At 60.0% G+C, this 23,716-nt stretch carries 22 protein-coding genes; 7 read left to right on the forward strand and 15 right to left on the reverse strand.

What is annotated here, in order from left to right:
* Positions 1-161: 161 nt before the first annotated feature.
* Positions 162-356 carry a DUF6316 family protein gene (locus tag ACM6IO_RS00475; RefSeq protein WP_414910712.1) on the forward strand — a complete coding sequence of 65 codons (195 nt, stop codon included), beginning with the start codon at positions 162-164 and terminating at the stop codon, positions 354-356.
* Between the two features lie 137 nt (positions 357-493).
* On the opposite strand, the gene ACM6IO_RS00480 is transcribed toward ACM6IO_RS00475, so the two are convergent.
* Together ACM6IO_RS00480 and pap are read right to left on the reverse strand one after the other, a co-directional pair.
* On the reverse strand, positions 494-1,678 hold the full coding sequence (locus ACM6IO_RS00480; protein ID WP_414910713.1) for a thiolase family protein: 1,185 nt from the start codon (positions 1,676-1,678) through the stop codon (positions 494-496).
* Positions 1,679-1,779: 101 nt separating this feature from the next.
* Entirely contained in the window at positions 1,780-3,303 is a 1,524-nt protein-coding gene (gene pap, locus ACM6IO_RS00485; protein WP_008035689.1) for a polyphosphate:AMP phosphotransferase, read from the reverse strand.
* Between the two features lie 160 nt (positions 3,304-3,463).
* On the opposite strand from pap, the gene mnmC reads away from it, so the two are divergent.
* The 5 genes from mnmC to ACM6IO_RS00510 all read left to right on the forward strand — a co-directional run bounded on the left by mnmC (position 3,464) and on the right by ACM6IO_RS00510 (position 10,930).
* Positions 3,464-5,443: a bifunctional tRNA (5-methylaminomethyl-2-thiouridine)(34)-methyltransferase MnmD/FAD-dependent 5-carboxymethylaminomethyl-2-thiouridine(34) oxidoreductase MnmC gene (gene mnmC / locus ACM6IO_RS00490; RefSeq protein ID WP_414910714.1), complete on the forward strand. Its 1,980-nt coding sequence runs from the start codon at positions 3,464-3,466 to the stop codon at positions 5,441-5,443.
* Positions 5,444-5,619: 176 nt separating this feature from the next.
* On the forward strand, positions 5,620-7,392 hold the full coding sequence (locus ACM6IO_RS00495; protein ID WP_414910715.1) for an N-acetylglutaminylglutamine amidotransferase: 1,773 nt from the start codon (positions 5,620-5,622) through the stop codon (positions 7,390-7,392).
* A gap of 3 nt (positions 7,393-7,395) precedes the next feature.
* Positions 7,396-9,144 (forward strand): N-acetylglutaminylglutamine synthetase, encoded by a 1,749-nt coding sequence (ngg, locus tag ACM6IO_RS00500; protein ID WP_414910716.1) that lies wholly within the window; start codon positions 7,396-7,398, stop codon positions 9,142-9,144.
* Between the two features lie 158 nt (positions 9,145-9,302).
* Positions 9,303-10,493, forward strand: coding sequence for an osmoprotectant NAGGN system M42 family peptidase (locus ACM6IO_RS00505; protein WP_414910717.1), 1,191 nt, complete (start codon positions 9,303-9,305; stop codon positions 10,491-10,493).
* Between the two features lie 209 nt (positions 10,494-10,702).
* Complete coding sequence (locus tag ACM6IO_RS00510; RefSeq protein WP_003199186.1) at positions 10,703-10,930, forward strand: YheU family protein; 228 nt, start codon at positions 10,703-10,705, stop codon at positions 10,928-10,930.
* Between the two features lie 5 nt (positions 10,931-10,935).
* Here the strand turns inward: ACM6IO_RS00510 and csrA are convergent, their stop codons facing one another.
* The 3 genes from csrA to ACM6IO_RS00525 form a co-directional block, all read right to left on the reverse strand.
* A complete protein-coding gene (gene csrA / locus ACM6IO_RS00515; protein WP_008034548.1) occupies positions 10,936-11,121 on the reverse strand; it encodes a carbon storage regulator CsrA in 186 nt (61 codons plus the stop codon).
* A 142-nt stretch (positions 11,122-11,263) separates the two neighbouring features.
* Positions 11,264-11,596: a YnfA family protein gene (locus ACM6IO_RS00520; protein ID WP_008034549.1), complete on the reverse strand. Its 333-nt coding sequence runs from the start codon at positions 11,594-11,596 to the stop codon at positions 11,264-11,266.
* A 64-nt stretch (positions 11,597-11,660) separates the two neighbouring features.
* Entirely contained in the window at positions 11,661-12,476 is an 816-nt protein-coding gene (locus ACM6IO_RS00525) for an SDR family oxidoreductase (protein WP_008034550.1), read from the reverse strand.
* Between the two features lie 278 nt (positions 12,477-12,754).
* On the opposite strand from ACM6IO_RS00525, the gene ACM6IO_RS00530 reads away from it, so the two are divergent.
* Complete coding sequence (locus ACM6IO_RS00530) at positions 12,755-12,913, forward strand: DUF3309 family protein (protein WP_174602692.1); 159 nt, start codon at positions 12,755-12,757, stop codon at positions 12,911-12,913.
* A gap of 59 nt (positions 12,914-12,972) precedes the next feature.
* Here ACM6IO_RS00530 and ACM6IO_RS00535 read toward each other — a convergent pair whose 3' ends face one another.
* The 10 genes from ACM6IO_RS00535 to ACM6IO_RS00580 all read right to left on the reverse strand — a co-directional run bounded on the left by ACM6IO_RS00535 (position 12,973) and on the right by ACM6IO_RS00580 (position 23,691).
* On the reverse strand, positions 12,973-15,066 hold the full coding sequence (locus tag ACM6IO_RS00535; RefSeq protein WP_414910718.1) for an LTA synthase family protein: 2,094 nt from the start codon (positions 15,064-15,066) through the stop codon (positions 12,973-12,975).
* A 1,349-nt stretch (positions 15,067-16,415) separates the two neighbouring features.
* Positions 16,416-17,021 (reverse strand): START domain-containing protein, encoded by a 606-nt coding sequence (locus ACM6IO_RS00540; RefSeq protein WP_008040859.1) that lies wholly within the window; start codon positions 17,019-17,021, stop codon positions 16,416-16,418.
* 40 nt (positions 17,022-17,061) lie between these two features.
* Complete coding sequence (locus tag ACM6IO_RS00545) at positions 17,062-17,316, reverse strand: YkgJ family cysteine cluster protein (RefSeq protein WP_008032889.1); 255 nt, start codon at positions 17,314-17,316, stop codon at positions 17,062-17,064.
* Between the two features lie 165 nt (positions 17,317-17,481).
* A complete protein-coding gene (locus tag ACM6IO_RS00550) occupies positions 17,482-17,955 on the reverse strand; it encodes a translation initiation factor 2 (protein WP_207286297.1) in 474 nt (157 codons plus the stop codon).
* 95 nt (positions 17,956-18,050) lie between these two features.
* Positions 18,051-19,490, reverse strand: a complete 1,440-nt coding sequence (locus ACM6IO_RS00555) for a PLP-dependent aminotransferase family protein (RefSeq protein WP_008040862.1) — start codon at positions 19,488-19,490, stop codon at positions 18,051-18,053.
* A gap of 328 nt (positions 19,491-19,818) precedes the next feature.
* Complete coding sequence (locus ACM6IO_RS00560) at positions 19,819-20,631, reverse strand: OmpA family protein (RefSeq protein ID WP_008040863.1); 813 nt, start codon at positions 20,629-20,631, stop codon at positions 19,819-19,821.
* Positions 20,628-20,984 carry a DUF4398 domain-containing protein gene (locus tag ACM6IO_RS00565; protein ID WP_008040864.1) on the reverse strand — a complete coding sequence of 119 codons (357 nt, stop codon included), beginning with the start codon at positions 20,982-20,984 and terminating at the stop codon, positions 20,628-20,630. Before ACM6IO_RS00565 ends, ACM6IO_RS00560 begins: the two co-directional genes overlap by 4 nt.
* A 9-nt stretch (positions 20,985-20,993) precedes the next feature.
* Complete coding sequence (locus ACM6IO_RS00570; protein ID WP_414910719.1) at positions 20,994-21,830, reverse strand: substrate-binding periplasmic protein; 837 nt, start codon at positions 21,828-21,830, stop codon at positions 20,994-20,996.
* 181 nt (positions 21,831-22,011) lie between these two features.
* Positions 22,012-22,941: an electron transfer flavoprotein subunit alpha/FixB family protein gene (locus ACM6IO_RS00575; protein WP_414910720.1), complete on the reverse strand. Its 930-nt coding sequence runs from the start codon at positions 22,939-22,941 to the stop codon at positions 22,012-22,014.
* Positions 22,942-23,691, reverse strand: coding sequence for an electron transfer flavoprotein subunit beta/FixA family protein (locus tag ACM6IO_RS00580; RefSeq protein ID WP_007942046.1), 750 nt, complete (start codon positions 23,689-23,691; stop codon positions 22,942-22,944).
* Between the last annotated feature and the right edge of the window lie 25 nt (positions 23,692-23,716).

The raw sequence follows: 23,716 nt of genomic DNA on the forward strand, positions 1-23,716 counted from the left end.
GTGCCTGGTACACAGGGACAGTTGGCTGCCGGACGCAAATGAAACTGTGCGGGTCGCAGCAATAAATTGGCGATGTGCCGCTGATCGGCTGACCAGGCGTTGCAAGTGGTTCATGCATAAGCTCATTGGATCCGCCAACAGCCCCCCTTCAGGAGACCGCCATGTACGGCATGCGCGCCCAGGACAACGCCCCCGCCGTGCACTTTCGCAGTGACCGGATGTGTCGGGTGAATGGAGAGTTGTATTTCAGTACCCGGGAAAACACCCTGGAGGGGCCGTTTGAAAACCCGGAGGCGGCTGCGCGGGAGATTGCGGCTTACATCGTGCGGATGCAGCTTTTGAGCGCCAGTCGTTAGACCGAGGCGCTGCCTTCGCGGGCAAGCCCGCTCCCACAAGGTTTTGTGGCGATCACATAATTTGTGAATACCCCAGAACACTGTGGGAGCGGGCTTGCTCGCGAAAGCTATCTGACAATCAGTACATATTTTAAGGCTTAACGCACCGCTTCAAACAACCCGGTCGCGCCCATCCCGCCACCCACGCACATGGTGACGATGCCGTAGCGCAATTTACGTCGCTGCAATTCCCGCACAAGATGCCCGACCTGACGCGACCCGGTCATGCCGAACGGGTGACCGATGGAAATCGAGCCGCCATTGACGTTGTACTTCTCGTTATCGATCCCCAGCCGGTTGCGGCTGTACAGGCATTGCGAGGCGAACGCTTCGTTGAGTTCCCACAGGTCAATGTCGGCCACCTGCAAACCCTTGGCCTTGAGCAGCTTCGGCACCGAAAACACCGGGCCGATGCCCATTTCATCCGGTTCGCAGCCCGCCACGGTGAAACCACGGAAGAACGCCTTCGGCTTCAACCCCAGTTCCAGCGCTTTTTCCAGGCTCATCACCAGGGTCATGGACGCACCGTCGGACAGCTGCGACGAGTTGCCCGCCGTCACCGAACCGTCTTCGGCAAACACCGGCTTCAACCCCGCCAGACTTTCCAGGGTGGTGTCCGGACGGTTGCAGTCGTCGCGGTCAACGACGCCATCGAGGATCTGCACCTGCCCGGAGGCCTTGTCTTCAACGCGATACTTCACCGCCATTGGCACGATTTCGTCGTCGAACAACCCGGCGGCCTGCGCCTGAGCCGTGCGCTGCTGACTTTGCAGCGCGTACAGGTCCTGTTCTTCGCGGCTGACGTTGTAACGACGCGCAACGATTTCGGCGGTCTGGCCCATGGGGAAGTAGATGCCCGGCACCTGTTCTTTCAGCAGCGGGTTGATCAGGTTGTCGGTGTTGACGCTTTTCATGGTCAGGCTGATGGATTCGACACCACCGGCGACGATGATGTCGCTGCAGCCCGAAGCGATCTGGTTGGCAGCGATGGCAATCGCCTGCAAGCCCGATGAGCAGAAACGGTTGAGGGTCATGCCGGCGGTGCCGGTGCCCAGGCGCGACAGCACCGCGACGTTGCGACCGATGTTGTAGCCCTGGGCGCCTTCGTTGGAGCCGGCGCCGACGATGCAATCCTCGACGCTGGCCGGGTCGATGCCCGAGCGCGCCAGCAGTGCATTGACGCAGTGGGCCGCCATGTCGTCCGGACGGGTCTGGTTGAACTTGCCGCGAAAGGACTTGGCCAGGCCGGTCCGCACGCTGTCGACGATCACCACTTCACGCATGGCATACCTCATTATTGTTGTCGGTTGAGAGTGGATCGAGCATAAGTCCAGCCGTGACCGGTCGCGACAATCATTCACCCCGCGTATGCGTCACCATCGGTTCAAGTCTTGGGCTTTTTCAGTTTCTTTTCATGCTTGTCGGACTTTTCGAACGCCGCTTCCAGCGCCTGGTTGAGCGTGCGCAAAACCTTGACCCGGGCCCAGCGCTTGTCGTTGGCTTCCACCAGCGTCCAGGGGGAAATTTCGGTGCTGGTACGGTCGACCATGTCGCCGACCGCGGCGCGATAGGCCTCCCACTTATCCCGGTTGCGCCAGTCGTCTTCGGTGATTTTGAAGCGCTTGAAGGGGATCTGTTCGCGCTCTTCGAAGCGCTCCAGTTGCGTCTGTTTGTCGATGGCCAGCCAGAACTTGACCACGATCACTCCGGCATCGGCGATCTGCTCTTCGAAGTCGTTGATTTCACCGTAGGCGCGCAGCCAGTCGGCCGGGCTGCAAAAGCCTTCGATACGCTCCACCAGCACCCGGCCATACCATGAACGGTCGAAAACGGTGAATTTGGCCCGTGCCGGAATATGTCGCCAGAATCGCCACAGGTACGGATGCGCCCGCTCCTCTTCGGTGGGCGCAGCAATCGGCACGATGCTGTATTGCCGAGGATCGAGCGCGGCGGCCACCCGGCGGATCGCCCCGCCCTTGCCGGCCGCGTCGTTGCCTTCGAACACGGCGATCAAGGCGTGCCGGCGCATGCGTTTGTCGCGCATCAAGCCGGAAAAACGTGCCTGCTCGGTGATCAGTTGCTCTTCGTAGTCTTCCTTTTCCAAGTGCTGGTTCAGGTCGAGGCTGTCGAGCAGGTTCACCAGATCGACACTGCTGGCCAATGGCGCGGCGCTGACTTTATCCGGGTGAATCTTCGGCCTTTTCAACGCGCCTTGCAGGCCTTCAAGCAGAATCTTGCCGACCGCCAGGCTCCGATAGCGCGGGTCCATCCCGGCGATCACGTGCCACGGCGCATAGTCGCGGCTGGTGCGGCGCAGAATGCGTTCGCCATACTTGACGAACTTGTCGTAAGTCTCCGATTGCTGCCAGTCCAGCGGGCTGATGCGCCAGCTGTGCAGCGGGTCGTCGGCCAGGGCCTTGAGGCGGTCCTTCATTTGCTTCTTGGAAAGGTGGAACCAGAACTTGAAGATCAGCGCGCCTTCGTCGCACAACATCTTTTCCAGGCGTTCGGCACCGTTGATGCTCTGATCGAACCGGGGTTCCTTGATCACGCCATGAACCCGGGCCTGCAGCATCTGGCTGTACCAGTTACCAAAGAAGATGCCCATGCGGCCCTTGGCCGGAAGCATCCGCCAGTAGCGCCAGGCCGGTGGTCGCGCCAGTTCTTCGTCGGTCTGCTGATCGAACGTGCGGACCTCGATCAGACGCGGGTCCATCCACTCGTTGAGCAACTTCACGGTCTCGCCCTTGCCGGCGCCTTCGATGCCGTTGATCAAAATGATCACCGGAAAGCGTTTTTGCTGCTGAAGTTCGAACTGCGCCTCAAGCAACGCTTCACGCAGCGCCGGCACTTCGGCTTCATAGGTTTCTTTGTCGATGACGTGACCGATTTCAGCAGATTCGAACATGGGGCGGCTCCTTCCAGGATTGAACAAGACTAGCGGATTGACCTCTCCTGCGTGGGAGAAATCCCATTTTCACTGCCTGGCCAGATCCGGACGTTGCCATGGATCAAGCAGCGAATCGACGATCGGCTAGAATGGTCGCCTTGCCGTTGCCGAGCCTGCCATGAAACCTGTACTGCCCCACGCCCAGCTCGACTGGGACGACCAAGGTCTCCCGCGCTCGCGGGTGTTCGATGATGTGTATTTTTCCAACCTGTCCGGGCTGGACGAAACCCGTTACGTCTTCCTCGAACAGAACGCGTTGCGTGAGCGTTTCGCGGCATTGCCGGTGGACGGGAAACTGGTGATTGGCGAGACCGGTTTTGGTACCGGGTTGAACTTCCTGTGCGCCTGGCAGTTGTTCGAGCAGCACGCGGTGGCCGGTGCGCGGTTGCATTTTGTCAGTGTCGAAAAGTACCCGCTGAGCCTGCCCGACCTGCAGCGGGCGCTGGCCTTGTGGCCGGAGCTCAAACCGTTTGCCGATCAACTGTTGGCGCAATACGTGGCAATCCATCAAGGTTTCCAGCGCCTGATCCTGGACCACGGACGCATCACCCTGACGCTGCTGATCGGCGATGTGCTGGAACAGTTGCCACAGCTGGACGCGCAGATCGATGCCTGGTTTCTCGACGGTTTCGCCCCGGCGAAAAACCCCGACATGTGGACGGCCGAACTGTTTGTCGAGCTGGCCCGACTCGCGGCGCCCGGCTCGACGATCAGCACCTTCACCAGCACCGGTTGGGTGCGCCGTCTGTTGAATGCCGCAGGCTTCAAGATGAAACGCACGCCCGGCATCGGCCACAAATGGGAAATCCTGCGCGGGGTGTTTCTCGGTTGGCCGGAGGAAGTCACGAAGCCCGTCATGGTAAAACCGTGGTTTGCGCGTCCGGCCCCCCTGACTGGCGAACGTCGTGCCCTGGTGATTGGCGCCGGCCTCGCCGGTTGCGCGACAGCCGCCAGCCTCGCGGCGCGGGGTTGGCAAGTCAGTCTGCTGGAGCGTCACGGGGCACTGGCGCAGGAAGCCTCGGGCAATCCTCAAGGGGTTTTGTACCTCAAGCTTTCCGCCCATGGCACCGCGTTGTCGCAATTGATCGTCAGCGGCTTCGGCCACACCCGCCGCTTGCTTGAGCAGTTGCATCGAGGTCTCGACTGGGACGACTGCGGCGTACTGCAACTGGCCTTCAATGCCAAGGAAGCGGAGCGTCAGGCGCAGTTGGCCGCCGCGTTTCCCGAGGACTTGCTGCACACGCTCGATCAAGCGCAGGCCGAAATCCGCGCCGGCATCGCGCTGCAATCGGGTGGCCTGTTCTACCCCGAAGGCGGCTGGGTGCACCCGCCCGCCCTGTGCCAATGGCAAGCGGCGCACCCGAACATACAGATCCTGACCCATCATGATGTGCTGGAGTTGCGCCGAGCGCACGGACACTGGCAAGCCTTGGATGGCGAAACCGTGCTGGCCGATGCCCCGGTGGTGGTACTGGCCGGGGCTGCCGAGATCAAGCGTTTTAGTTATAGCAGCGAGCTGCCACTCAAACGCATTCGTGGGCAAATCACTCGCCTGCCACAGACCTCTGAAAGCGAGGCACTGGGCACCGTCGTCTGCGCCGAAGGTTATGTCGCGCCAGCTCGTTTGGGCGAACACACCCTGGGCGCCAGTTTCGATTTCAACTCCGATGACCTGACCCCGACCGCTGCCGAACATGCAGGCAATCTGCAAATGCTTGAAGAAATCTCGGTAGACCTGGTCGCTCGGCTCGGCGCAAATGCTTTGCAGCCTGAAGCACTTGAAGGCCGCGCAGCGTTTCGCTGCACCAGCCCGGATTACTTGCCGATTGTCGGCCCACTGGCCGACGGTCAGGCGTTCGCTGATGCCTACAGCGCCTTGAGCAAGGATGCCCGGCAAACCCCGGACATCCCTTGCCCATGGCTGGACGGTTTGTATGTCAACAGCGGCCACGGCTCCCGGGGGTTGATCACCGCACCGTTGTCAGGCGAATTGCTCGCCGCGTGGCTGGATGACGAACCGCTGCCATTGCCCAGGGCAGTGGCCGAGGCGTGTCATCCGAACCGCTTCGCCTTGCGCCGATTGATTCGAGGCAAATGAGGCACCTGGCTACCGGGCATACAAGGTTTTGTACTTAAAGCCTTGGCACGCACCCAGCACCTTTATTACTTATCGATCTAAAACTCCCACGATCCCACCGGGTCAGTTTCTGAGTACCTGCCTTTTGGGCGCGGTATCGATTGACCCTCCCCAACGGAAAAACCGGTAAGGACTTTATGTGCGGATTAGCTGGCGAGTTACGCTTTGATCATCAACCTGCAGACCTTGCAGCCATTGAACGAATCACTCATCACCTGGCGCCTCGCGGCCCTGACGCGTGGGGCTTTCACAGCCAGGGGCCGATTGCCCTTGGTCATCGTCGCCTGAAAATCATGGACCTGTCCGACGGCTCGGCGCAGCCGATGGTCGACCATCAACTGGGCCTGTCCCTGGCCTTCAACGGCGCGATCTACAACTTCCCCGAACTGCGTACCGAACTTGAATCCCTCGGTTACGCCTTCTATTCCGGCGGCGACACCGAAGTGCTGCTCAAGGGCTACCACGCCTGGGGCGAAGCGCTGTTGCCCAAGCTCAACGGCATGTTTGCCTTCGCTATCTGGGAGCGTGACGCCAAGCGCCTGTTCATCGCCCGTGACCGTCTCGGCGTGAAGCCGCTGTACCTGTCGCGCACCGGCCAGCGCCTGCGCTTTGCCTCGGCATTGCCTGCGTTGCTCAAGGGCGGCGATATCAATCCGATCCTCGATCCGGTGGCGCTCAATCATTATCTGAACTTCCACGCGGTGGTCCCGGCGCCGCGCACCTTGCTGGCCGGCATCGAAAAGCTGCCGCCCGCCACCTGGATGCGCATCGAAGCGGACGGCACCACCGAGCAGAAAACCTGGTGGACCCTGCCCTACGGCCCACACGAGGATGAGAAGAATCTGACACTCGAAGACTGGCGCGACCGCGTACTCGACAGCACTCGCGAGGCGGTGGCGATTCGTCAACGGGCAGCGGTGGACGTCGGCGTGCTGCTGTCGGGCGGCGTCGATTCGAGCATGCTCGTCGGGCTGTTGCGGGAGGTCGGCGTGGAAAACCTGTCGACCTTCTCCATCGGTTTCCAGGATGCCGGCGGCGAGCGCGGTGACGAGTTCCAGTATTCGGACCTGATCGCCAGGCATTACGGCACCCAACATCATCAACTGCGCATCGACGAACAAGAGATCATCGAGCAACTGCCCGCCGCCTTCCGCGCGATGAGCGAGCCGATGGTCAGTCATGACTGCATCGCTTTCTATCTGTTGTCCCGCGAAGTGGCCAAGCATTGCAAAGTGGTGCAAAGCGGCCAGGGGGCGGACGAGTTGTTCGCCGGGTATCACTGGTATCCGCAGGTCGATGGCGCGGCCGATCCGTACGCGGCGTATCGCGATGCGTTCTTCGATCGCAGCTACGAGGATTACGCCGCCACCGTACAGCCGAAATGGCTGACCGCGAATGACGCCGCCGGCGACTTCGTGAAGGAACATTTCGCACAACCCGGTGCCGATGCGGCGGTGGACAAAGCCTTGCGTCTGGACAGCACGGTGATGCTGGTGGATGACCCGGTCAAACGCGTCGACAACATGACAATGGCCTGGGGCCTGGAGGCGCGTACGCCGTTTCTCGACTATCGCCTGGTGGAATTGTCAGCCAGGGTGCCGGGTAAATTCAAACTGCCGGACGGCGGCAAGCAAGTGCTGAAAGAAGCGGCGCGACTGGTGATTCCGAGCGAAGTCATCGACCGTAAAAAAGGCTACTTCCCGGTGCCGGGTCTCAAGCATTTGCAGGGCGACACGCTGAACTGGGTGCGCGAATTGCTGCTGGACCCGAGCCAGGATCGTGGCCTGTTCAACCCGGCGATGCTCGACCGTTTGCTGACCGATCCACAAGGCCAGTTGACCCCGTTGCGCGGCTCGAAGCTGTGGCAATTGGCGGCGCTGAACCTGTGGCTCAGTGAACAAGGAATCTGATCGATGAAACCTCACGCCACGGCGTACAGCCAACGCTTGTTGCGCGGTCAGGCGCCCTCCTACGAACGCTTGCAGGCGCGTCTGGCTGAAGACGGCAGTGAACTCGGTACCGCGCCGATTGCCGTGCATTGCGGCTGGGGCCGGTTGTTGATCGGCCATACGTTCCCCGACCCGGCGAGCCTCGCCCAAGAGTTGCTCAATGAGCAACCGGGCGAACGGGACATCGCCCTCTATGTCGCCGCGCCCCAGCAAGTGCTGGGGCTGGAGCCGGCCCAGTTGTTTCTCGATCCGTCGGACACCTTGCGCTTGTGGTTCAGCGATTACCGGCAGGCGACCCGTGTGTTTCGCGGCTTTCGCATTCGTCGTGCGCAAGGCGATGCCGACTGGCAGGCGATCAATCAGTTGTATCAGGCGCGTGGCATGTTGCCGATCGACGCCCGTCTGCTGACCTCGCGTCATCTGGGCGGCCCGGTGTACTGGCTGGCCGAGGACGAGGACAGCGGCGCGGTCATCGGCAGTGTCATGGGCCTCAATCATCACAAGGCGTTCAACGATCCGGAAAACGGCAGCAGCCTCTGGTGCCTGGCGGTCGATCCGCACTGTTCGCGGCCCGGCGTCGGTGAAGTGCTGGTACGGCATTTGATCGAACACTTCATGAGCCGTGGGCTGAGTTACCTGGACCTGTCCGTGCTGCACGACAATCGCCAGGCGAAAAGTCTTTATGCCAAGCTCGGTTTTCGCAACCTGTCGACCTTTGCGATCAAGCGCAAGAACGGCATTAACCAACCGTTGTTTCTCGGCCCCGGTCCTGAAGCCGAGTTCAACCCCTACGCGCGGATCATCGTCGAGGAAGCCCATCGGCGCGGCATCGATGTGCAGGTCGATGATGCCGAGGCCGGGATGTTTACCCTCAGCCACGGCGGACGGCGAGTACGTTGCCGCGAGTCGCTGAGTGACCTGACCAGCGCCATCAGCATGAGCCTGTGCCAGGACAAAAGCCTGACGCACAAAGTGTTGAAGGCGGCCGGTCTGAATCTGCCGAGCCAGCAACTGGCGGGCAACGCCGATGACAACCTGGCGTTTCTCGACGAACACGAGCGGGTGGTGGTCAAGCCGCTGGATGGCGAACAGGGTCAAGGGGTGGCGGTGGATCTGCGGACCATCGAAGACGTCCAGCAAGCCATCGAATCAGCCCGTCAGTTCGACAGCCGCGTGCTGCTGGAAAGCTTTCACGAAGGCCTCGACCTGCGGATTCTGGTGATCGGGTTTGAGGTGGTGGCGGCGGCGATTCGCCGGCCGGCCGAAGTGGTGGGCGACGGGCAGCATTCCATCGGTGCGCTGATTGACGCCCAGAGTCGGCGTCGGCAGGCGGCCACCAGCGGTGAAAGCAAAATCCCGCTGGACCACGAGACCGAACGCACGTTGCAGGCAGCGGGTTACGACTACAGCAGCATTCTGCCGGCGGGTGAACATTTGTTCGTACGGCGTACGGCGAATCTTCATACCGGCGGTGTGCTTGAAGATGTCACGGCGATCCTGCATCCCACGCTGGCGGAGGCCGCCGTCCGCGCGGCGCGGGCGCTGGATATTCCGATGGTCGGGCTCGACCTGATGGTGCCGGCGGCGGATCAGGCGCATTACGTGTTTATCGAAGCCAATGAACGCGCCGGCCTGGCCAACCATGAGCCACAGCCGACGGCCGAGCGGTTTGTGGATCTGTTGTTTCCGCATAGTCAGCCGGCGGTCTCTTAGTGATGTGGTGCCTGAACCGGCCCCTTCGCGGGCAAGCCTCGCTCCTACAGGAATGGTTGCTTTTGTCGGAGCGAGGCTTGCCCGCGAAGACGGCCTCACAGACACCGCAAATTACCCTCATCGAAACCATCGATGCGCTCAACTCATCAGGAGTTTCCATGCCCCATAAAATCCCGGAACCCGACCTCAACTACCTGCAAAAAGTCCTCCTGGAAATGCTCGCCATTCCGAGCCCGACCGGTTTCACCGACACCATCGTGCGTTACGTCGCCGAGCGACTCGAAGAGCTGGGCATTCCTTTCGAGATGACTCGCCGCGGCACCATCCGCGCCACGCTTAAAGGCAAGAAAAACAGCCCCGACCGCGCCGTTTCCGCCCACCTCGACACCATCGGCGCCGCCGTTCGCGCAGTGAAAGACAACGGTCGCCTGACTCTGGCGCCAGTCGGCTGCTGGTCCAGCCGTTTCGCCGAAGGCAGCCGCGTCAGCCTGTTTACCGACAACGGCGTGATCCGTGGCAGCGTGTTGCCGTTGATGGCGTCCGGGCATGCGTTCAACACGGCGGTGGACGAGATGCCGATCAGCTGGGATCACATCGAACTGCGCCTCGACGCGTACTGCGCGACCCGCGCCGATTGCGATTCCCTGGGGATCAGCGTCGGCGATTTCGTCGCGTTCGACCCGTTGCCGGAATTCACCGAAAGCGGCCACATCAGCGCCCGTCACCTCGACGACAAGGCCGGCGTTGCCGCGTTGCTGGCGGCACTTAAAGCGATCGTCGACAGTGGCGAAGAGCTGATGATCGACTGTCATCCGCTGTTCACCATCACCGAGGAAACCGGCAGCGGTGCAGCGGCGGCGTTACCGTGGGACGTCAGCGAATTCGTCGGCATCGACATCGCCCCGGTCGCGCCCGGCCAGCACTCCAGCGAACATGCGGTCAGCGTGGCGATGCAGGATTCCGGCGGGCCTTATGACTATCACTTGTCGCGGCACTTGCTGCGACTGGCCAGAGACAACGAGTTGCCGGTGCGCCGCGACTTGTTTCGCTACTACTTCAGCGATGCCCATTCGGCGGTCACCGCCGGCCATGACATTCGTACCGCCCTGCTCGCCTTCGGATGCGACGCGACTCACGGCTACGAACGCACCCACATCGACAGCCTCGCGGCGCTCAGTCGCCTGCTCGGCGCCTACATCCTCAGCCCGCCGGTGTTCGCCAGCGATGCGCAACCGGCCAAGGGTTCGCTGGACCGGTTCAGTCATCAGATCGAACATGACACGCAGATGGAAAGCGATACTCGGGTGCCTTCGGTGGATAGCCTGGTGGGGCAGCGGTCGGATAGCTGATCCGGAATTTTCATTGCCTGGGCTGACTCCTTCGCGGGCAAGCCTCGCTCCTACAGACTTTGCGTCGATCCGAAGTAATGTGATCAACGCGAAACCTGTAGGAGCGAGGCTTGCCCGCGAAGGCGTCAGCCCAGGCAACACATCGGGTCCAGACTAGCCGCCACCCATCATTCGCCGTAGCATCGCGCCATTGTTTAGCCGAGGTGCCTATGCTGATTCCCCACGACCAACTTGAAGTCGACACCCTGACCCGCCTGATCGAGGATTTCGTGACCCGTGACGGCACCGACAACGGCGATGACACGCCGCTGGAAACCCGCGTATTGCGTGTTCGCCAGGCCCTGACCAAAGGTCAGGCGCTGATTGTCTTCGACCCGGAAAGCGAGCAATGCCAGTTGATGCTCAAGCACGACGTGCCCAAGCATCTGTTCGACTGACGCCTTCATCGCCCTTTGGTTTTTGCCAGTTTGACCTGGATGCGCTTGTAGACTTCGGCACGGTGCACATTGACGCTTTGCGGCGCGTCGACGCCGAAGCGCACCGTGTTGCCGTTGACGGCGACAATACGCACCGAAATGTCGTCACCGATGGAAATCATTTCGCCCACAACGCGGCTGAGTACAAGCATGGCATTCGTCCTTCAGGGTTATCGAGCCCTGAAGATGCCCGGCACGCAGCGGGCCTTCAATGCGACGAGGGCAAAACAGTCCCGCCCTACAACGCAAGGCGAACACCTCTTAAGGAAACGTCTTACAAACTATGGCTTTGCTTCAGGCAGCGGAAAAACGCGGGCCAAACAAGATGACGCTTGCGCCGATCACACACAGCGCCACGCCGATCCAGTCAGAGCCGAGCGGGCGAATCCGTTCGACCACGGCCAGCCAGCCAATCGACGCAATGATGTAGATGCCACCGTAGGCGGCATAAGCCCGCCCCGCGTAGCTCGCCTCGACACGGGTCAGCAGCAGCGCGAACAAGGTCAGGCTGAGCAGCGCAGGCACCACCCACCAGACGCTTTTGCCTTGGCGCAACCACATCCAGAAGGCAAAGCAGCCGGCGATTTCGAACAGCGCGGCAAGAAAAAACCACAGGTAATTGAGCATGCGAACGTCTCGCGAGGATGACCGATGGCGGCCACCCTAACGGCGACGTTGTGCGCGGGCAAGTTCAGCCTGCGGTCTGTTTGGCCTTGGCGCGCATTTTATCGGCCATGAGGGTCATTTCGTCATAGAGCAGTTGCGGGTTCTTCTGCTTCAGCGCCCAGGCCATACGGCCTTGTTCGTGGGGCAGGATCATGAATTCGCCGGCGGCGACGTGCTGATAGATGTAGTCGGCAATGTCGGCCGCACTAATCGGCGAACTTTCCAGCAACTTGCCAACCTGCGCTTTCATGGCGGGTGTCGGACCACGGAAAGAGTCCAGCAGGTTGGTCTGGAAGAACGACGGGCACACCACATGCACGCCAACTTCCTGATGCGCCAGTTCGATCAGCAGGCTTTCGGACAACGCCACCACACCGGCCTTGGCCACGTTGTAGTTACTCATCGCCGGGCCTTGCATCAGGGCGGCCATCGACGCGATGTTGATGATCTTGCCTTTGCTTTTTTCCAGCAGCGGCAAGAACGCCTTGCAACCCTTGACCACGCCCATCAGGTTGATCGCGATCTGCCAGTCCCAGTCTTCCAGGGACAACTCGCTGAAGAACCCGCCCGAGGCGACACCGGCGTTGTTGACGATGACATCGATGCCGCCGAGCTTGACTTCACAGGCTTGGGCGAACGCGGTCAGCTGACTGTAATCGCGCACGTCGCAACGCTGGATAAAGCCATCGCCGCCGGCTTCGCGAACCAGTTTCAGGGTTTCCTGCAGACCGGGTTCGCTGACATCCGACAAAGCCAGTTGCCAGCCTTCACGTGCCCAGCGCAGCGCGATTTCGCGACCCAGGCCCGAGCCCGCGCCAGTGATCATCATGCGATTTTGCATAGCAAACAGCCTTGTTGTTCCGGGGAAGATGCGTCGAGTGTAGCGAAGGACCTTGCCCGACCCACGCTCCATCAGATTGCTGAATGGCGCGAGCAAACCGTGAGCGCGCCTATATCAACCAGGCCCCTGAAAACGAAATAAGCCTTTCTTCGAAAAACATTAAAAAAACTTGGAATTTTCTTTCAAGTGCACCAGTCGGAATTTACAAGCAGCTCGGGTTTATTGCAGTCCAGCTGACAATTAACACCAGGCAATTTCAGAACACTTCCGACAAGGAAATAGACATGGGCACAATACTAATCATTATTCTGATCCTCCTGCTGGTAGGTGGTCTGCCGGTCTTCCCTCATTCCAGAAGTTGGGGTTATGGCCCGTCGGGTATCATCGGCGTGGTGTTGGTGGTGCTGTTGATTTTGCTGTTACTCGGCAAGATATAAAGATCTGACAGGCAAAAAAAAGAGGCCCTTGAAGGACCTCTTTTTTATTGCATCAACAGTCAGTCCGGCTTGCCGTCAACGACACCGGCGGTGTTGTCGATCAGGCTCTTGGTCGCCGTTTGCAGGAATGCTTCGAGCTTGAGTTTCAGCTCGGCAGTGCGAGGTGCATTCGGTACGATCTCGGCGTGTGGTGTCGCGCCCAGTTCGTACTGATACATCTTCGGCTCCATTTCCTTTTCTTTCGGCAAGACCAGAATCTGATCCGCCGTGACAATGGCCGTGGTCTGTTCGCTGCCCGACGGTTTGATCACGCCAAAACCGGTGTCGCCTTCCGGCAGGTCGAGCAGGTCACGCCCCCAGCACTGATGACGCACTTCGCCACCGATGCGACCCATGATGGTCGGTACGATGTCGATTTGAGTGCCTACCGTGTGGTCGAGTTTGCCGAATTTTTCCTGGATGCCCGGTGCGATCATCAGCATCGGCACGTTGAAACGACCCAGGTCCATTTCGGTGATCTGGCGCTCGTTGCCAAAACCGTGGTCACCGACGATGACAAACAGGGTTTCCTTGAAGTAAGGCTCCTTGCGGGCCTTTTCAAAGAACTGACCGAGCGCCCAGTCCGCGTAACGCATGGCGGTCAAATGCTCGTTCAGGCTGCCACGATCGGTCACGCGCTCGACCGGCAATGGCGTCGGCAAGGCGTATGGCGTGTGGTTGGACAGGGTCTGCAGCAAGGCATAGAACGGCTTGCCGTTTTCCCGTGCCTTGAGCTCGACCAGACCACGGTCGAACATGTCCTGGTCGGACACACCCCAGGTCGGATCGGAGAACACCGGGTTGACGAAGTCGTTACGACCAATGAAGTTGGTCATGCCCTGGCTGCTGAAGAAACCCGACTGGTTATCCCAGGCGAAGTCGCCGTTGTAGACGTACACGTCGTCATAGTCGCGGGCGCTGAGCAATTGCGGGAGGCCGGACAGTTTGTGGCTGCCTTCCGGGGTCTGCATCAGGTATTCGAAACCCGGCAGGTTCGGGAAGCAGGCCATGGTGGCGAACATACCCTGGTGGGTGTGGGTGCCGTTGGAGAAGAAGCGGTCAAACAGCAGGCCTTCCTTCGACAGCTTGTCGAGGTACGGCGTGATGTTACCCGGTGCACCGAGGGCGCCGACCGAGTGACCGGCCATGCTTTCCATCAGGATCACGACGACGTTCTTGATCGGCAGAGTCTTGTCGGCCGGCGGCGTGTAATCGCGACGCACCGCTGCGGTCTCGGCATCCACCAGTTTGTCGTTCGGCATCACCAGCATGTCACGCACGATTTGCTGAGCTTGCGGCTGCGGCAGCGTGGCTTTCCAGATGTTGTCGCGATCTTCGGACATCCGGCTCTTGGCCGCCGCGACCAGCGACAATGTGCCGTTGAGGCCCAACTGGTTGGCGAAGTTGGAGTCGGTGGTGTAGACGTCACCCCAACGCAGTGGCGGGCCTTGGCGCAGAGTGCCGCGAGCCGCGACCACGCAGACCAGCAGGCACACCACGAACACGACAATGCGCGCGTACCACGGGGCGATCTGGCGCGTGCCGATGCTGCCGCCGCTGAATGGACCGCGAGGACGGGTCGCGCGGTCGGCGCCCTTGAACGCCAGGGTCAGGATCAACGTGCCCACGGCCCAGGCCAGCAGGTAGCGAACCACCGGGAATCCGTACCAAAGCATGCTCATTACGGTTTTCGGGTCTTCCTTCACGTACTGGAAGACCAGGCCGTTGAGGCGCTGGTGGAACTCACGGTAGAAGTCCATTTCCATCAGGCCGAGGAACAGCGCGATGCTCGAAGCGATGGTCAACCAGAAACGGAAGAACCCGCGGGCCGCCATGGCCCGGGAGCTGAACAGCGCCAGCAACAGCGGAATGCTGAGGTAGACCACCAGGCGCAGGTCGAAGCGCAGGCCGTTGGCGAACGCTTCGAAGAAGGTCGAGGCCGGGGTGTCGAGGATCATTTCGCGGTTGTAGACCAGCAGCGCGACGCGCAGCAGGCTGAACATGACCATCATGACCAGGGCACACAACAGCGTGTAGGCCAGATGCGATTTGACGGTCGGTTGCAGCAGGCGACTAGAAGCTCGCTGCTGACTCAGGGCGTCCGGGATTGCCATGTCGTTTTAGGACCCATTGGAAGTTGAAGTTTCAAAATTACAGCTGCGCCCTGCCCTCTGTTGGCCAGTTCTCGGCCCCGGGGTTTGCGCGGTGCGCAAATGTTGCACGATCAACCGCGGCATTGCCATTGATTACTGATCTGCACGGCTGGCGCGGGCGAATTGTCTTGGAGGCTTTGTGAAAATTTTGTGTAGTGCATATTCGGAAACACAATAAAGTCTTTCAGAGTCCATAAGTTGGGTGTGGTCATATTCGTTTCTGCGGTAACGGCGGCTTATGGTTTCGCCCTTACGGCGAGTCACTTTGGAAAAGCCCCAAAGTAACCAAAGGGCTCTTGCCCCTTTCGTTCGGTGCCTCGCTGTGGCTCGGCATGCCCTCGCTCCGGTCCTGCTCCGTGGGCACGCCGCCATCGGCCATCCCTGGCCGGGGGCGGCTAACCCGGCATCCATGCCGGGTTACCCACTGCGCAGAACCTCCACTCGGCCTCTCGAGGGGGCGACTACCGCCACAGCCGCCGAGGCGGCCTGAAAGCCGACCTGGCTCCTCAGTCGTGTGCACTCTCCCGCACTGTGGTGGCTGCACTAGTCTTGGATGTTTGCACATTCCCCCTGTAGGAGCCGGCTTGCTGGCGATAGCGGTGGGTCAGTCACCTGTTTATTGACTGGACGGACGCCATCGCCAGCAAGCCGGCTCCTACAGGGGAAATGCATAGGTGTCTGGATGAATACGATCAACTGTAGGAGCCGGCTCGCCGGCGATAGCGGTGGGTCAGTCAACCTGTTTATTGACTGGACGGACGCCATCGCCAGCAAGCTGGCTCCTACAGGGGAAATGCATAGGTGTCTGGATGAATACGATCAACTGTAGGAGCCGGCTTGCTGGCGATAACGGTGGGTCAGTCACCTGTTTATTGATTGGACGGACGCCATCGCCAGCAAGCTGGCTCCTACAGGTATCGCCGTACGCTTTTGATTCTCACCACTCATCAGGCCGAGCGTTAGCTCGCCTTCAGCTTTTGATCTGAGCGCCCCCTCGAGAGGCCGAGCGCAGGTTCTGCGCAGTGGGCAACCCGGCATGGATGCCGGGTTAGCCGCCCCCGGCCAGGGATGGCCGATGGCGGCGGGCCCACGGAGCAGGACCGGAGCGAGGGCATGCCGAGCACTAGCGAGGCACCGAACGAAAGGGGCAAGAGCGCTTTGGTTACTTTCGCGCTTTTCGAAAGTGACTCGCCGTAAGGGCGAAACCATAAGCCGCCATGACCGCAGCAACGGATATACACACCAATCAAACAAACCCGCAAAAAAAGCCCCGATCAAATCAGGGCTTTTTATAGAAAGAAACAAAGCGATTACTTCTCGGCACGCTCTTTCAGGGCTTTCAAGGTATTGAACGGCGCATCAACCACAAACTTGTTGGCAATCATCGAAGGCACGCTACCACCCGGCTCAGTGTGAACCTGATAGGTCACTTCAATCTGGTCACCCTTGGGCACGAACTTCCAGAACCCATCAACCTTGGCAACCCGCACAAAACCCTTTTCTTCAGGAATGTACTTCGGCACGCCCTCAAGCTTACGGGTCAGACTGCCATCGGCGCCTACGGTAGTCGTGATATGCAGCACCGAATCACGCGCGGTCACCGGCCATGGGGTATTGAACTGGGTGTAGGTCCAGCTCTGATCGCCTTCATGCTTGAGCAGCTTCTGCTGCTTGCATTCGTGAATCCACGAGCAGGCGCCCGCCACGTCTTCCTGGAGTGCGCGCAATTTGGCCATGGTGGTTTTCATCAGGGTAACGCCCTGATAAGCCTTGTAGTCAGAGCCGGCCACTTCACTCAAGGACACCTTGATGCCGTCTTCATTCTTGGCCACCTTCCAGTCTTCGGCCTGTGCGGTGGCAGTCGCCAGCAAAACCGTCAAACCACACAGCACAGCCATACGATGCAGCGAACCCATAATCTTATTCCTTATTGTTGAAGTTCCGTTCGTTGACACATCACGCCGCCGTCATCTGCTCCCACCAGCCCAGCAATCTGATCGCTTCGTCACTGCTGTTTCCGCAGACTTCGACGTCGGCTTCAAACGCCGAACACACGGCCGGACGTTCCGGTTGGCCGAAAATACTGCACAGGTTTTCGGCAGAGAGTTGAACGCAACGTTCTCCAGCGGCTTTGCCATTGGGCATACCGGGAATCGGAGAACTGATGGAAGGGGCAATGCAACAGGCGCCACAGCCTTCACGGCATTTCATGACGACAAGCTCCTCGCGACGGGTGATGTGTTAAAGGACGGGGCACAGAGTAACCGCTAAAACAGTTGTTTTAAATTACCTGTCGCCGGGTTTTTACGCTCAAACCAGCGTGACTGACCAGTCTCCGACAAAGCGTCTGGCCTGCGGGTCACGCCGAGGAAGGATTTACTGCTTGAACTCCAATTCCAGCGCCGCGCCCTCGACTTCCCGACGCTCTTCGTTACGCAGTTGCAACTTCATTTCGTTGCTGATCAGTCGTCCGTTGAGCTGGAACGGAGAGCTGCCAGCCTTCTCACCGAACATTTGCGGCAACACGGCGTCGTGCCGGGGCAACGGAACTGTACCGACCGGCTTAAACTCTTCGGCCATTTCCTCAGGCAAGCTCAAATCCAGGTCAGCCGAAGGCAGTTTGGTTTTCACCACTTCACTGGCCGGTTTCGATTTGGAGGCAATGGGCGAACGTTTTTTCTGCGTAGCCGCTTTCTTTTTGACCGGCGTGGCTTTTTTTGCCGGTGCCGGTTTTTTCGATGTCGCGCTGGCGGCCGGTTTTTCCTGAACGGGAGCCGCCAGGACGCCTTCCGAATTGAAGGTTATCAACAGGCAGATCGACAACCAGGCGGCAGGAAAAATCGGTTTCATGGATCCAACGGGGAACGGCGCTATCGGCAGAGGGCCATATGCTCGCTTGTTGGACGCGACATGACAAGCTCGGGCAGGAATTACCCGCCCGCCCGTCACATTCCGCCGGCCATCTCCTGGCAAAGCTGGGTAGCCAGCATGCCAAGGGTCATCAACGCACGCTCAGCTTCGCGATTCCAGGGAATGCCGCAGTTGAGCCGAATGCAGTGATTGAACTGCTCGGTGTTACTGAAAATCAGCCCTGGTGCGATGCTGATGCCTTGCTGCAATGCGCGCACATGAAGTTCTTGTGTATTGACCCGCCCCGGCAGACTCACCCACAGAATGAAGCCGCCGGTCGGCCGGGTCATCTGTGTGCCTTCCGGGAAATACTGCTGCACCGCAAGCTGGAAAGCGCTGAGATTCTTGCGGTACTCCTGACGGATGTAGCGCAAATGCCGGTCGTAACCGCCATTTTCCAGATACGCCGCGATCCCCATCTGCGTAACGCTGCAAGCCGAATGCGTGCTGAAGGTCTGCAAGCGCTGGATTTCCTGCTGGTACTTGCCGGCAATCATCCAGCCAATCCGCACACCCGGAGACAGGGTCTTGGAGAAGCTCGAACAGTAGATCACCCGATCCAGCCGGTCGTAGGCCTTGAGTGCCTTGGTGCGGCCCTGCTCGAACATCAGTTCGCCGTAGATATCGTCTTCGACCACCTGAATATCGAAATCCGAGGCCAGGCGCAGCAGTTGTTTCTGCCGCTCTTCGGGCATGGTGCCGCCCAGCGGATTGCTCAGGCGCGTGGTCAGCACCAGCGCTTTGATCGACCACTGATTCGCTGCCAGTTGCAAGGCTTCCAGGCTCATGCCGGTGGCCGGATCGCTGGGGATCTCGATGACTTTCAGGCCCAGCAGATCGGCCAGTTGCAGCAACCCGTAGTAGGTTGGCGACTCGGCGGCGATCAAGTCGCCCGGCCGGGTCAGCACGCGCAGGGACATCTGCAAGGCATCGACGCAGCCGTGGGTGATTACCACTTCCGACGGATCGACCACCACGCCGGCATCGCGCATGCGAATCGCCACTTGCCGTCGCAACGGTTCAAAACCGGGGCTGAACATGTAACTGAATGCCCGTGGGCTGTGGAATCGGGTGACTTTGGCCAACTGCTGATGCAGCGCCCGCACCGGCAGGTAATCGACGCTCGGCACCGCCGCGCCCAAGGGAAACACGCCCTCACGACGGGATTCGACCAACACTTGTTGAATGATGCTACTGCGGGTGACCAGGCCGGGACGTTCGACCCGGGCGATGTCCGGCGTCGGCGCAGTCAGGGCCGGCGTCTGGTGCACGTAGTAACCCGACTGCGGCCGGGCGCGGATCAGCCCCTGATCTTCGAGATTGGCATACGCCTGCAACACCGTCGCATGGCTGACATTGAGCTGCGAGCTCATCTTGCGCACCGAAGGCACGCGCTCCCCCGGCTGATAGACCCCACGACGGATGTCTTCGGCCAGTTGTTGAGCAATACGTTGGTAGAGCAAGAGATTGGTCATGACGCAGCACTCGATTTCACGGGCATTTTATTCTTGTGTGAAACAATACCGGAACAGTTTAGAAGTGTACGGGGACAGTTGCCACAATAGTCGACGGTACAGTGCAGTGTCAGCAAAATCTGTACTGCTTTGCGAGGCAATTCGCAGACACAAAAAAACCCGGCGCTGTCTGGCAGCCCGGGTTTGTAGGAGCCGGCTTGCTGCGGGCGGCGTTCCGACGATGGCATCACTTCGGTTCGTCTGAAACACCGCGGTGATGCCATCGTCGGAACGCCGCCCGCAGCAAGCCGGCTCCTACAGAGTATGTGGTTTCAATCGGAATCCGCTATTACCGGGCGGCGCCGAGCAGGCCTTTTTCGTCGGAGAACACAATTTCCACCCGACGGTTCTGCGCCCGGCCCCGTTCCGAGGCGTTCGCGTCTACCGGGTATTCGTCGCCATAACCTTCGACCTTAATGCGTTTTTCGTCGATGCCCAGGTCCGTCAACACGTCCGCCACCGATTGCGCACGGTCACGGGACAGTTTGAGGTTTTCCTGCTTGCCGCCGGTGCTGTCGGCGTAGCCTTCGATGCGCACGACGCGCTTGGGATTAAGTTGCAGGAACTGCACGATCTTCAATACCACGCGGTTCGCCGAGTTTTTCAGCTCCGCTTCGCCGGTGTCGAACAGCACATCGCCGAGGGTCATCACCAGGCCGCGGTCAGTCTGGGTCGTGGCCAGCGCAACAATCTGCTCTTCAAGCCACTTGCCCTGCTGCTGCACGCTCAGCAGTTTGGATTCGCGCAGGGCCAATTGCAGGCGCTGACGCTCCAGTTCGAGCTTCGCCGCGCGCTCTTCATTGAGTACCTGATTGGTGTGTTCCCGAGCGATTTCGCTGTAGCGCCGGCTCAGGTAGGCGTAATGCAGCACGTCGGACCCGCTGCCCCAGTAGCTGGACAGTCGGTCGGCACGGGCCAGGGATTCACCGGCACGGATCACGTCTTTCGGCGCGATTCGCAGCACGTTGGAATCTTCTTTCACCTTCTGAAAGTCGGCACCCGCTTCTTGCAACGCGGCTTCACTGTGCTGACCGGCGCAGCCATAGAGACTCGCACAGCCAACAAGGATCAAGCCGCCGATAGCTTTGGACGTGAGGTTCATTGTGCATCCCCCACTTGCTTGCGCAATCGAGTGATGCGGGTGTTGAGAAGATCCAGCTTCTCTTCACTTTTGAGCGTCAGTACCTTGGCTTCGGCCAGCCGCGCGTCAAGTTCGGCCTGTTCGGCGCGCATGCGTGCATGTTTGTAAGACTGATCGGCCATATCACCTTGGGCACGGGCGAATTTATCTTCGGCCAGTTTCATTTCAGGCACGTCGTCCGCGGTGGCCCCTACGGCTTTGGCTTGCACGAGCACCTGTTCGGTCAGGCGTATCTGTTCATTCGGCGCCGGATCGGCTGCACAACCCGCCAGAGCCAGAACGGCCAGGGCAGCGAAAAGAGGTCGAATACTCACTAAAAATCCCTACTGTTTTGGGGTACTGGCGGGTGGTTGCTGTGGCTGCTGTTGCTGCGCTTTCCAGCGCTCGATATTGCGTTGCAGCACGGCTTCCGTCAGTCCGGACGCGGGCAATTCTGTCATCTTTTTGGCCAGCTGTCCGCGCAACCACGGATCGTTGCAGGCAGAGTTATGGGAAACCGCGAGGAACAGGCCGGGTTTGTCGACCGGCTGCGGGCGCGCGACGAGGTCATTGGCCATGCTCAGGGCCTGAGCGGCTGCCATGCCCGAATAGCGTCCGGCGAGGACAAATTCCACTTCCCCCAACAGCAATTTCTGAAGGGCCTGGGTCAGGTTGGGGGTGCGTACGAGGGTCAATTGCTGCTCGGCAAACGTACCGAATTCCGGGGTCATTCGAGACTTTTCCGACAACGCGCCGGGATGACCGTGAAGGTCCTGCGCCTGGTTGTAGACCAGTGGCGAGTCTTTTCGGGTCCAGACCAGGTAATCGTTTTCCAGCAACGGCGGATGGATGTAATCCAGGGTTTCCAGCTCACTGACCGTCAACGGCGCGTCGGCCAGCATGTCCATGCGCCCACTGCGCACTTCCTCCAGCGCCTGGGCGCGTTTGCCGGCATAGAGCATCTCGACCTTGATGCCCAACTGCCCTGCTACTTGTTGCAACAGGTCGGCACTGGCACCGATCAGGTGCTTGGGGTTTTGCGGGTCTTGCCACAGATACGGCGGCGCATCCGGGCTGCCGGTGACCACCAGTCGCTCACACTTGCCCGCTGCGATGGACAGCGTCGGCAACAGCGTCAGACCCAGCAGCAATGACCAACCGAACACTCGACGCAGATCCATACTCAAACCCCGTTATATCCCCTGTAGGAGCGAGCCTGCTCGCGATGGACGTTAACGATGACGCGCCCGCTCCGGGTAACCGCGGTGCCTCCAAATCCATCGCGAGCAGGCTCGCTCCTACAGAAGAGCAAAAAAAAAGCCCGACCAAAAGGTCGGGCTCTTTATAGGTCAAGCGGCTGGATTAGACCAGCTTCTCGAACTCAGGGATGGCTTCGAACAGGTCCGCCACCAGGCCGTAATCGGCCACCTGGAAGATCGGCGCTTCTTCGTCCTTGTTGATCGCGACGATCACTTTGGAGTCTTTCATGCCGGCCAGGTGCTGGATCGCGCCGGAGATACCGACCGCAATGTACAGCTGTGGAGCAACGATCTTGCCGGTCTGACCGACCTGCATGTCGTTGGGTACGAAACCTGCGTCGACCGCGGCGCGGGAAGCACCCACGGCAGCGCCCAGCTTGTCGGCCAGGGCGTACAGGTGTTTGAAGTTGTCGCCGTTCTGCATGCCGCGGCCGCCGGAAACGACGATTTTGGCAGCGGTCAGTTCCGGACGATCGGACTTGGCCAGTTCTTCACCGACGAAGCTCGAAGTGCCGGCGTTGTGCGCAGCAGCAACTGCTTCAACGGCAGCCGAACCGCCTTCGGCAGCGGCCGGGTCGAAGCCGGTGGCACGCACGGTGATCACCTTGACCGCAGCGTTCGACTGAACGGTAGCGATGGCGTTACCGGCGTAGATCGGGCGCTTGAAGGTGTCAGCGCTTTCAACCGAGATGATCTCGGAGATCTGGTCAACGTCCAGCTGAGCGGCAACGCGCGGCAGGATGTTTTTGCCGTTGGAAGTGGCGGCAGCCAGGATGTGGCTGTAGCCCTTGCCCAGCTCGGCAACCAGTGGCGCGACGTTTTCCGGCAGTTGGTGAGCGTAGGCGGCGTTATCGGCCACCAGCACTTTAGCCACGCCAGCCACTTTCGCAGCGGCTTCAGCCACGGCGCCAGCGCCCTGACCTGCAACCAGCACGTGGATGTCGCCGCCGATTTTGGCAGCAGCGGCCACGGTATTCAGCGTGGCCGGGGCCAGCACTTTGTTGTCGTGTTCAGCAATAACCAAGATAGTCATTTAGATTACCTTCGCTTCGTTTTTCAGTTTCTCGACCAGTTCAGCCACCGACTTGACCTTGATACCCGCGCTGCGTGCAGCAGGCGCTTCGACTTTCACGGTCTTGTTGGTGGAGGCGGTGGAAACGCCCAAAGCGTCCGGAGTCAGGACTTCGAGAGGCTTCTTCTTGGCTTTCATGATGTTTGGCAGGGACGCGTAGCGCGGCTCGTTCAAACGCAGGTCGGTGGTGACGATGGCCGGCAGTTTCAGGGAAACTGTTTGCGCGCCGCCGTCGATTTCGCGGGTCACGGCAACGCTGTCGCCGGACACTTCGACTTTGGACGCGAAGGTGCCCTGACCGTAGCCGCTCAATGCAGCGAGCATCTGGCCAGTCTGGTTGTTGTCGCTGTCGATGGCCTGTTTGCCGAGGATCACCAGCTGAGGCTGCTCCTTGTCGACAACGGCTTTGAGCAGCTTGGCAACGGCCAGGGAAGTCAGATCTTCAGCGGATTCGACGAGGATGGCGCGGTCGGCACCCAGAGCCAGCGCGGTGCGCAGTTGCTCTTGAGCGGTGGACGGGCCGATGGAGACGACGACGATTTCAGTCGCAACGCCTTTCTCTTTCAGGCGTACGGCTTCTTCCACTGCGATTTCGCAGAACGGGTTCATCGACATCTTCACGTTGGCGAGGTCGACGCCGGAATTGTCCGCCTTGACGCGAACCTTGACGTTGTAATCCACAACGCGTTTGACAGCTACAAGAACCTTCATGGATTCCTCGTTACTCTCCGGTGAA

The organism is Pseudomonas sp. IT-P44 (assembly GCF_949768225.1).
GTDB classification, from domain to species: Bacteria; Pseudomonadota; Gammaproteobacteria; order Pseudomonadales; family Pseudomonadaceae; genus Aquipseudomonas; species Aquipseudomonas migulae.

Coding starts and splice junctions, on each gene's coding strand:
- ACM6IO_RS00560 (WP_008040863.1), bottom strand. CDS start 20,631: ATGAACCTCACGTCCAAAGCTATCGGCGGCTTGATCCTTGTTGGCTGT.
- ACM6IO_RS00535 (WP_414910718.1), bottom strand. CDS start 15,066: ATGGCAATCCCGGACGCCCTGAGTCAGCAGCGAGCTTCTAGTCGCCTG.
- ACM6IO_RS00575 (WP_414910720.1), bottom strand. CDS start 22,941: ATGACTATCTTGGTTATTGCTGAACACGACAACAAAGTGCTGGCCCCG.
- ACM6IO_RS00550 (WP_207286297.1), bottom strand. CDS start 17,955: ATGAAACCGATTTTTCCTGCCGCCTGGTTGTCGATCTGCCTGTTGATA.
- pap (WP_008035689.1), bottom strand. CDS start 3,303: ATGTTCGAATCTGCTGAAATCGGTCACGTCATCGACAAAGAAACCTAT.
- ACM6IO_RS00540 (WP_008040859.1), bottom strand. CDS start 17,021: ATGGGTTCGCTGCATCGTATGGCTGTGCTGTGTGGTTTGACGGTTTTG.
- csrA (WP_008034548.1), bottom strand. CDS start 11,121: ATGCTTGTACTCAGCCGCGTTGTGGGCGAAATGATTTCCATCGGTGAC.
- ACM6IO_RS00580 (WP_007942046.1), bottom strand. CDS start 23,691: ATGAAGGTTCTTGTAGCTGTCAAACGCGTTGTGGATTACAACGTCAAG.
- ngg (WP_414910716.1), top strand. CDS start 7,396: ATGAAACCTCACGCCACGGCGTACAGCCAACGCTTGTTGCGCGGTCAG.
- ACM6IO_RS00555 (WP_008040862.1), bottom strand. CDS start 19,490: ATGACCAATCTCTTGCTCTACCAACGTATTGCTCAACAACTGGCCGAA.
- ACM6IO_RS00505 (WP_414910717.1), top strand. CDS start 9,303: ATGCCCCATAAAATCCCGGAACCCGACCTCAACTACCTGCAAAAAGTC.
- mnmC (WP_414910714.1), top strand. CDS start 3,464: ATGAAACCTGTACTGCCCCACGCCCAGCTCGACTGGGACGACCAAGGT.
- ACM6IO_RS00480 (WP_414910713.1), bottom strand. CDS start 1,678: ATGCGTGAAGTGGTGATCGTCGACAGCGTGCGGACCGGCCTGGCCAAG.
- ACM6IO_RS00475 (WP_414910712.1), top strand. CDS start 162: ATGTACGGCATGCGCGCCCAGGACAACGCCCCCGCCGTGCACTTTCGC.
- ACM6IO_RS00520 (WP_008034549.1), bottom strand. CDS start 11,596: ATGCTCAATTACCTGTGGTTTTTTCTTGCCGCGCTGTTCGAAATCGCC.
- ACM6IO_RS00495 (WP_414910715.1), top strand. CDS start 5,620: ATGTGCGGATTAGCTGGCGAGTTACGCTTTGATCATCAACCTGCAGAC.
- ACM6IO_RS00545 (WP_008032889.1), bottom strand. CDS start 17,316: ATGAAATGCCGTGAAGGCTGTGGCGCCTGTTGCATTGCCCCTTCCATC.
- ACM6IO_RS00525 (WP_008034550.1), bottom strand. CDS start 12,476: ATGCAAAATCGCATGATGATCACTGGCGCGGGCTCGGGCCTGGGTCGC.
- ACM6IO_RS00570 (WP_414910719.1), bottom strand. CDS start 21,830: ATGGATCTGCGTCGAGTGTTCGGTTGGTCATTGCTGCTGGGTCTGACG.
- ACM6IO_RS00510 (WP_003199186.1), top strand. CDS start 10,703: ATGCTGATTCCCCACGACCAACTTGAAGTCGACACCCTGACCCGCCTG.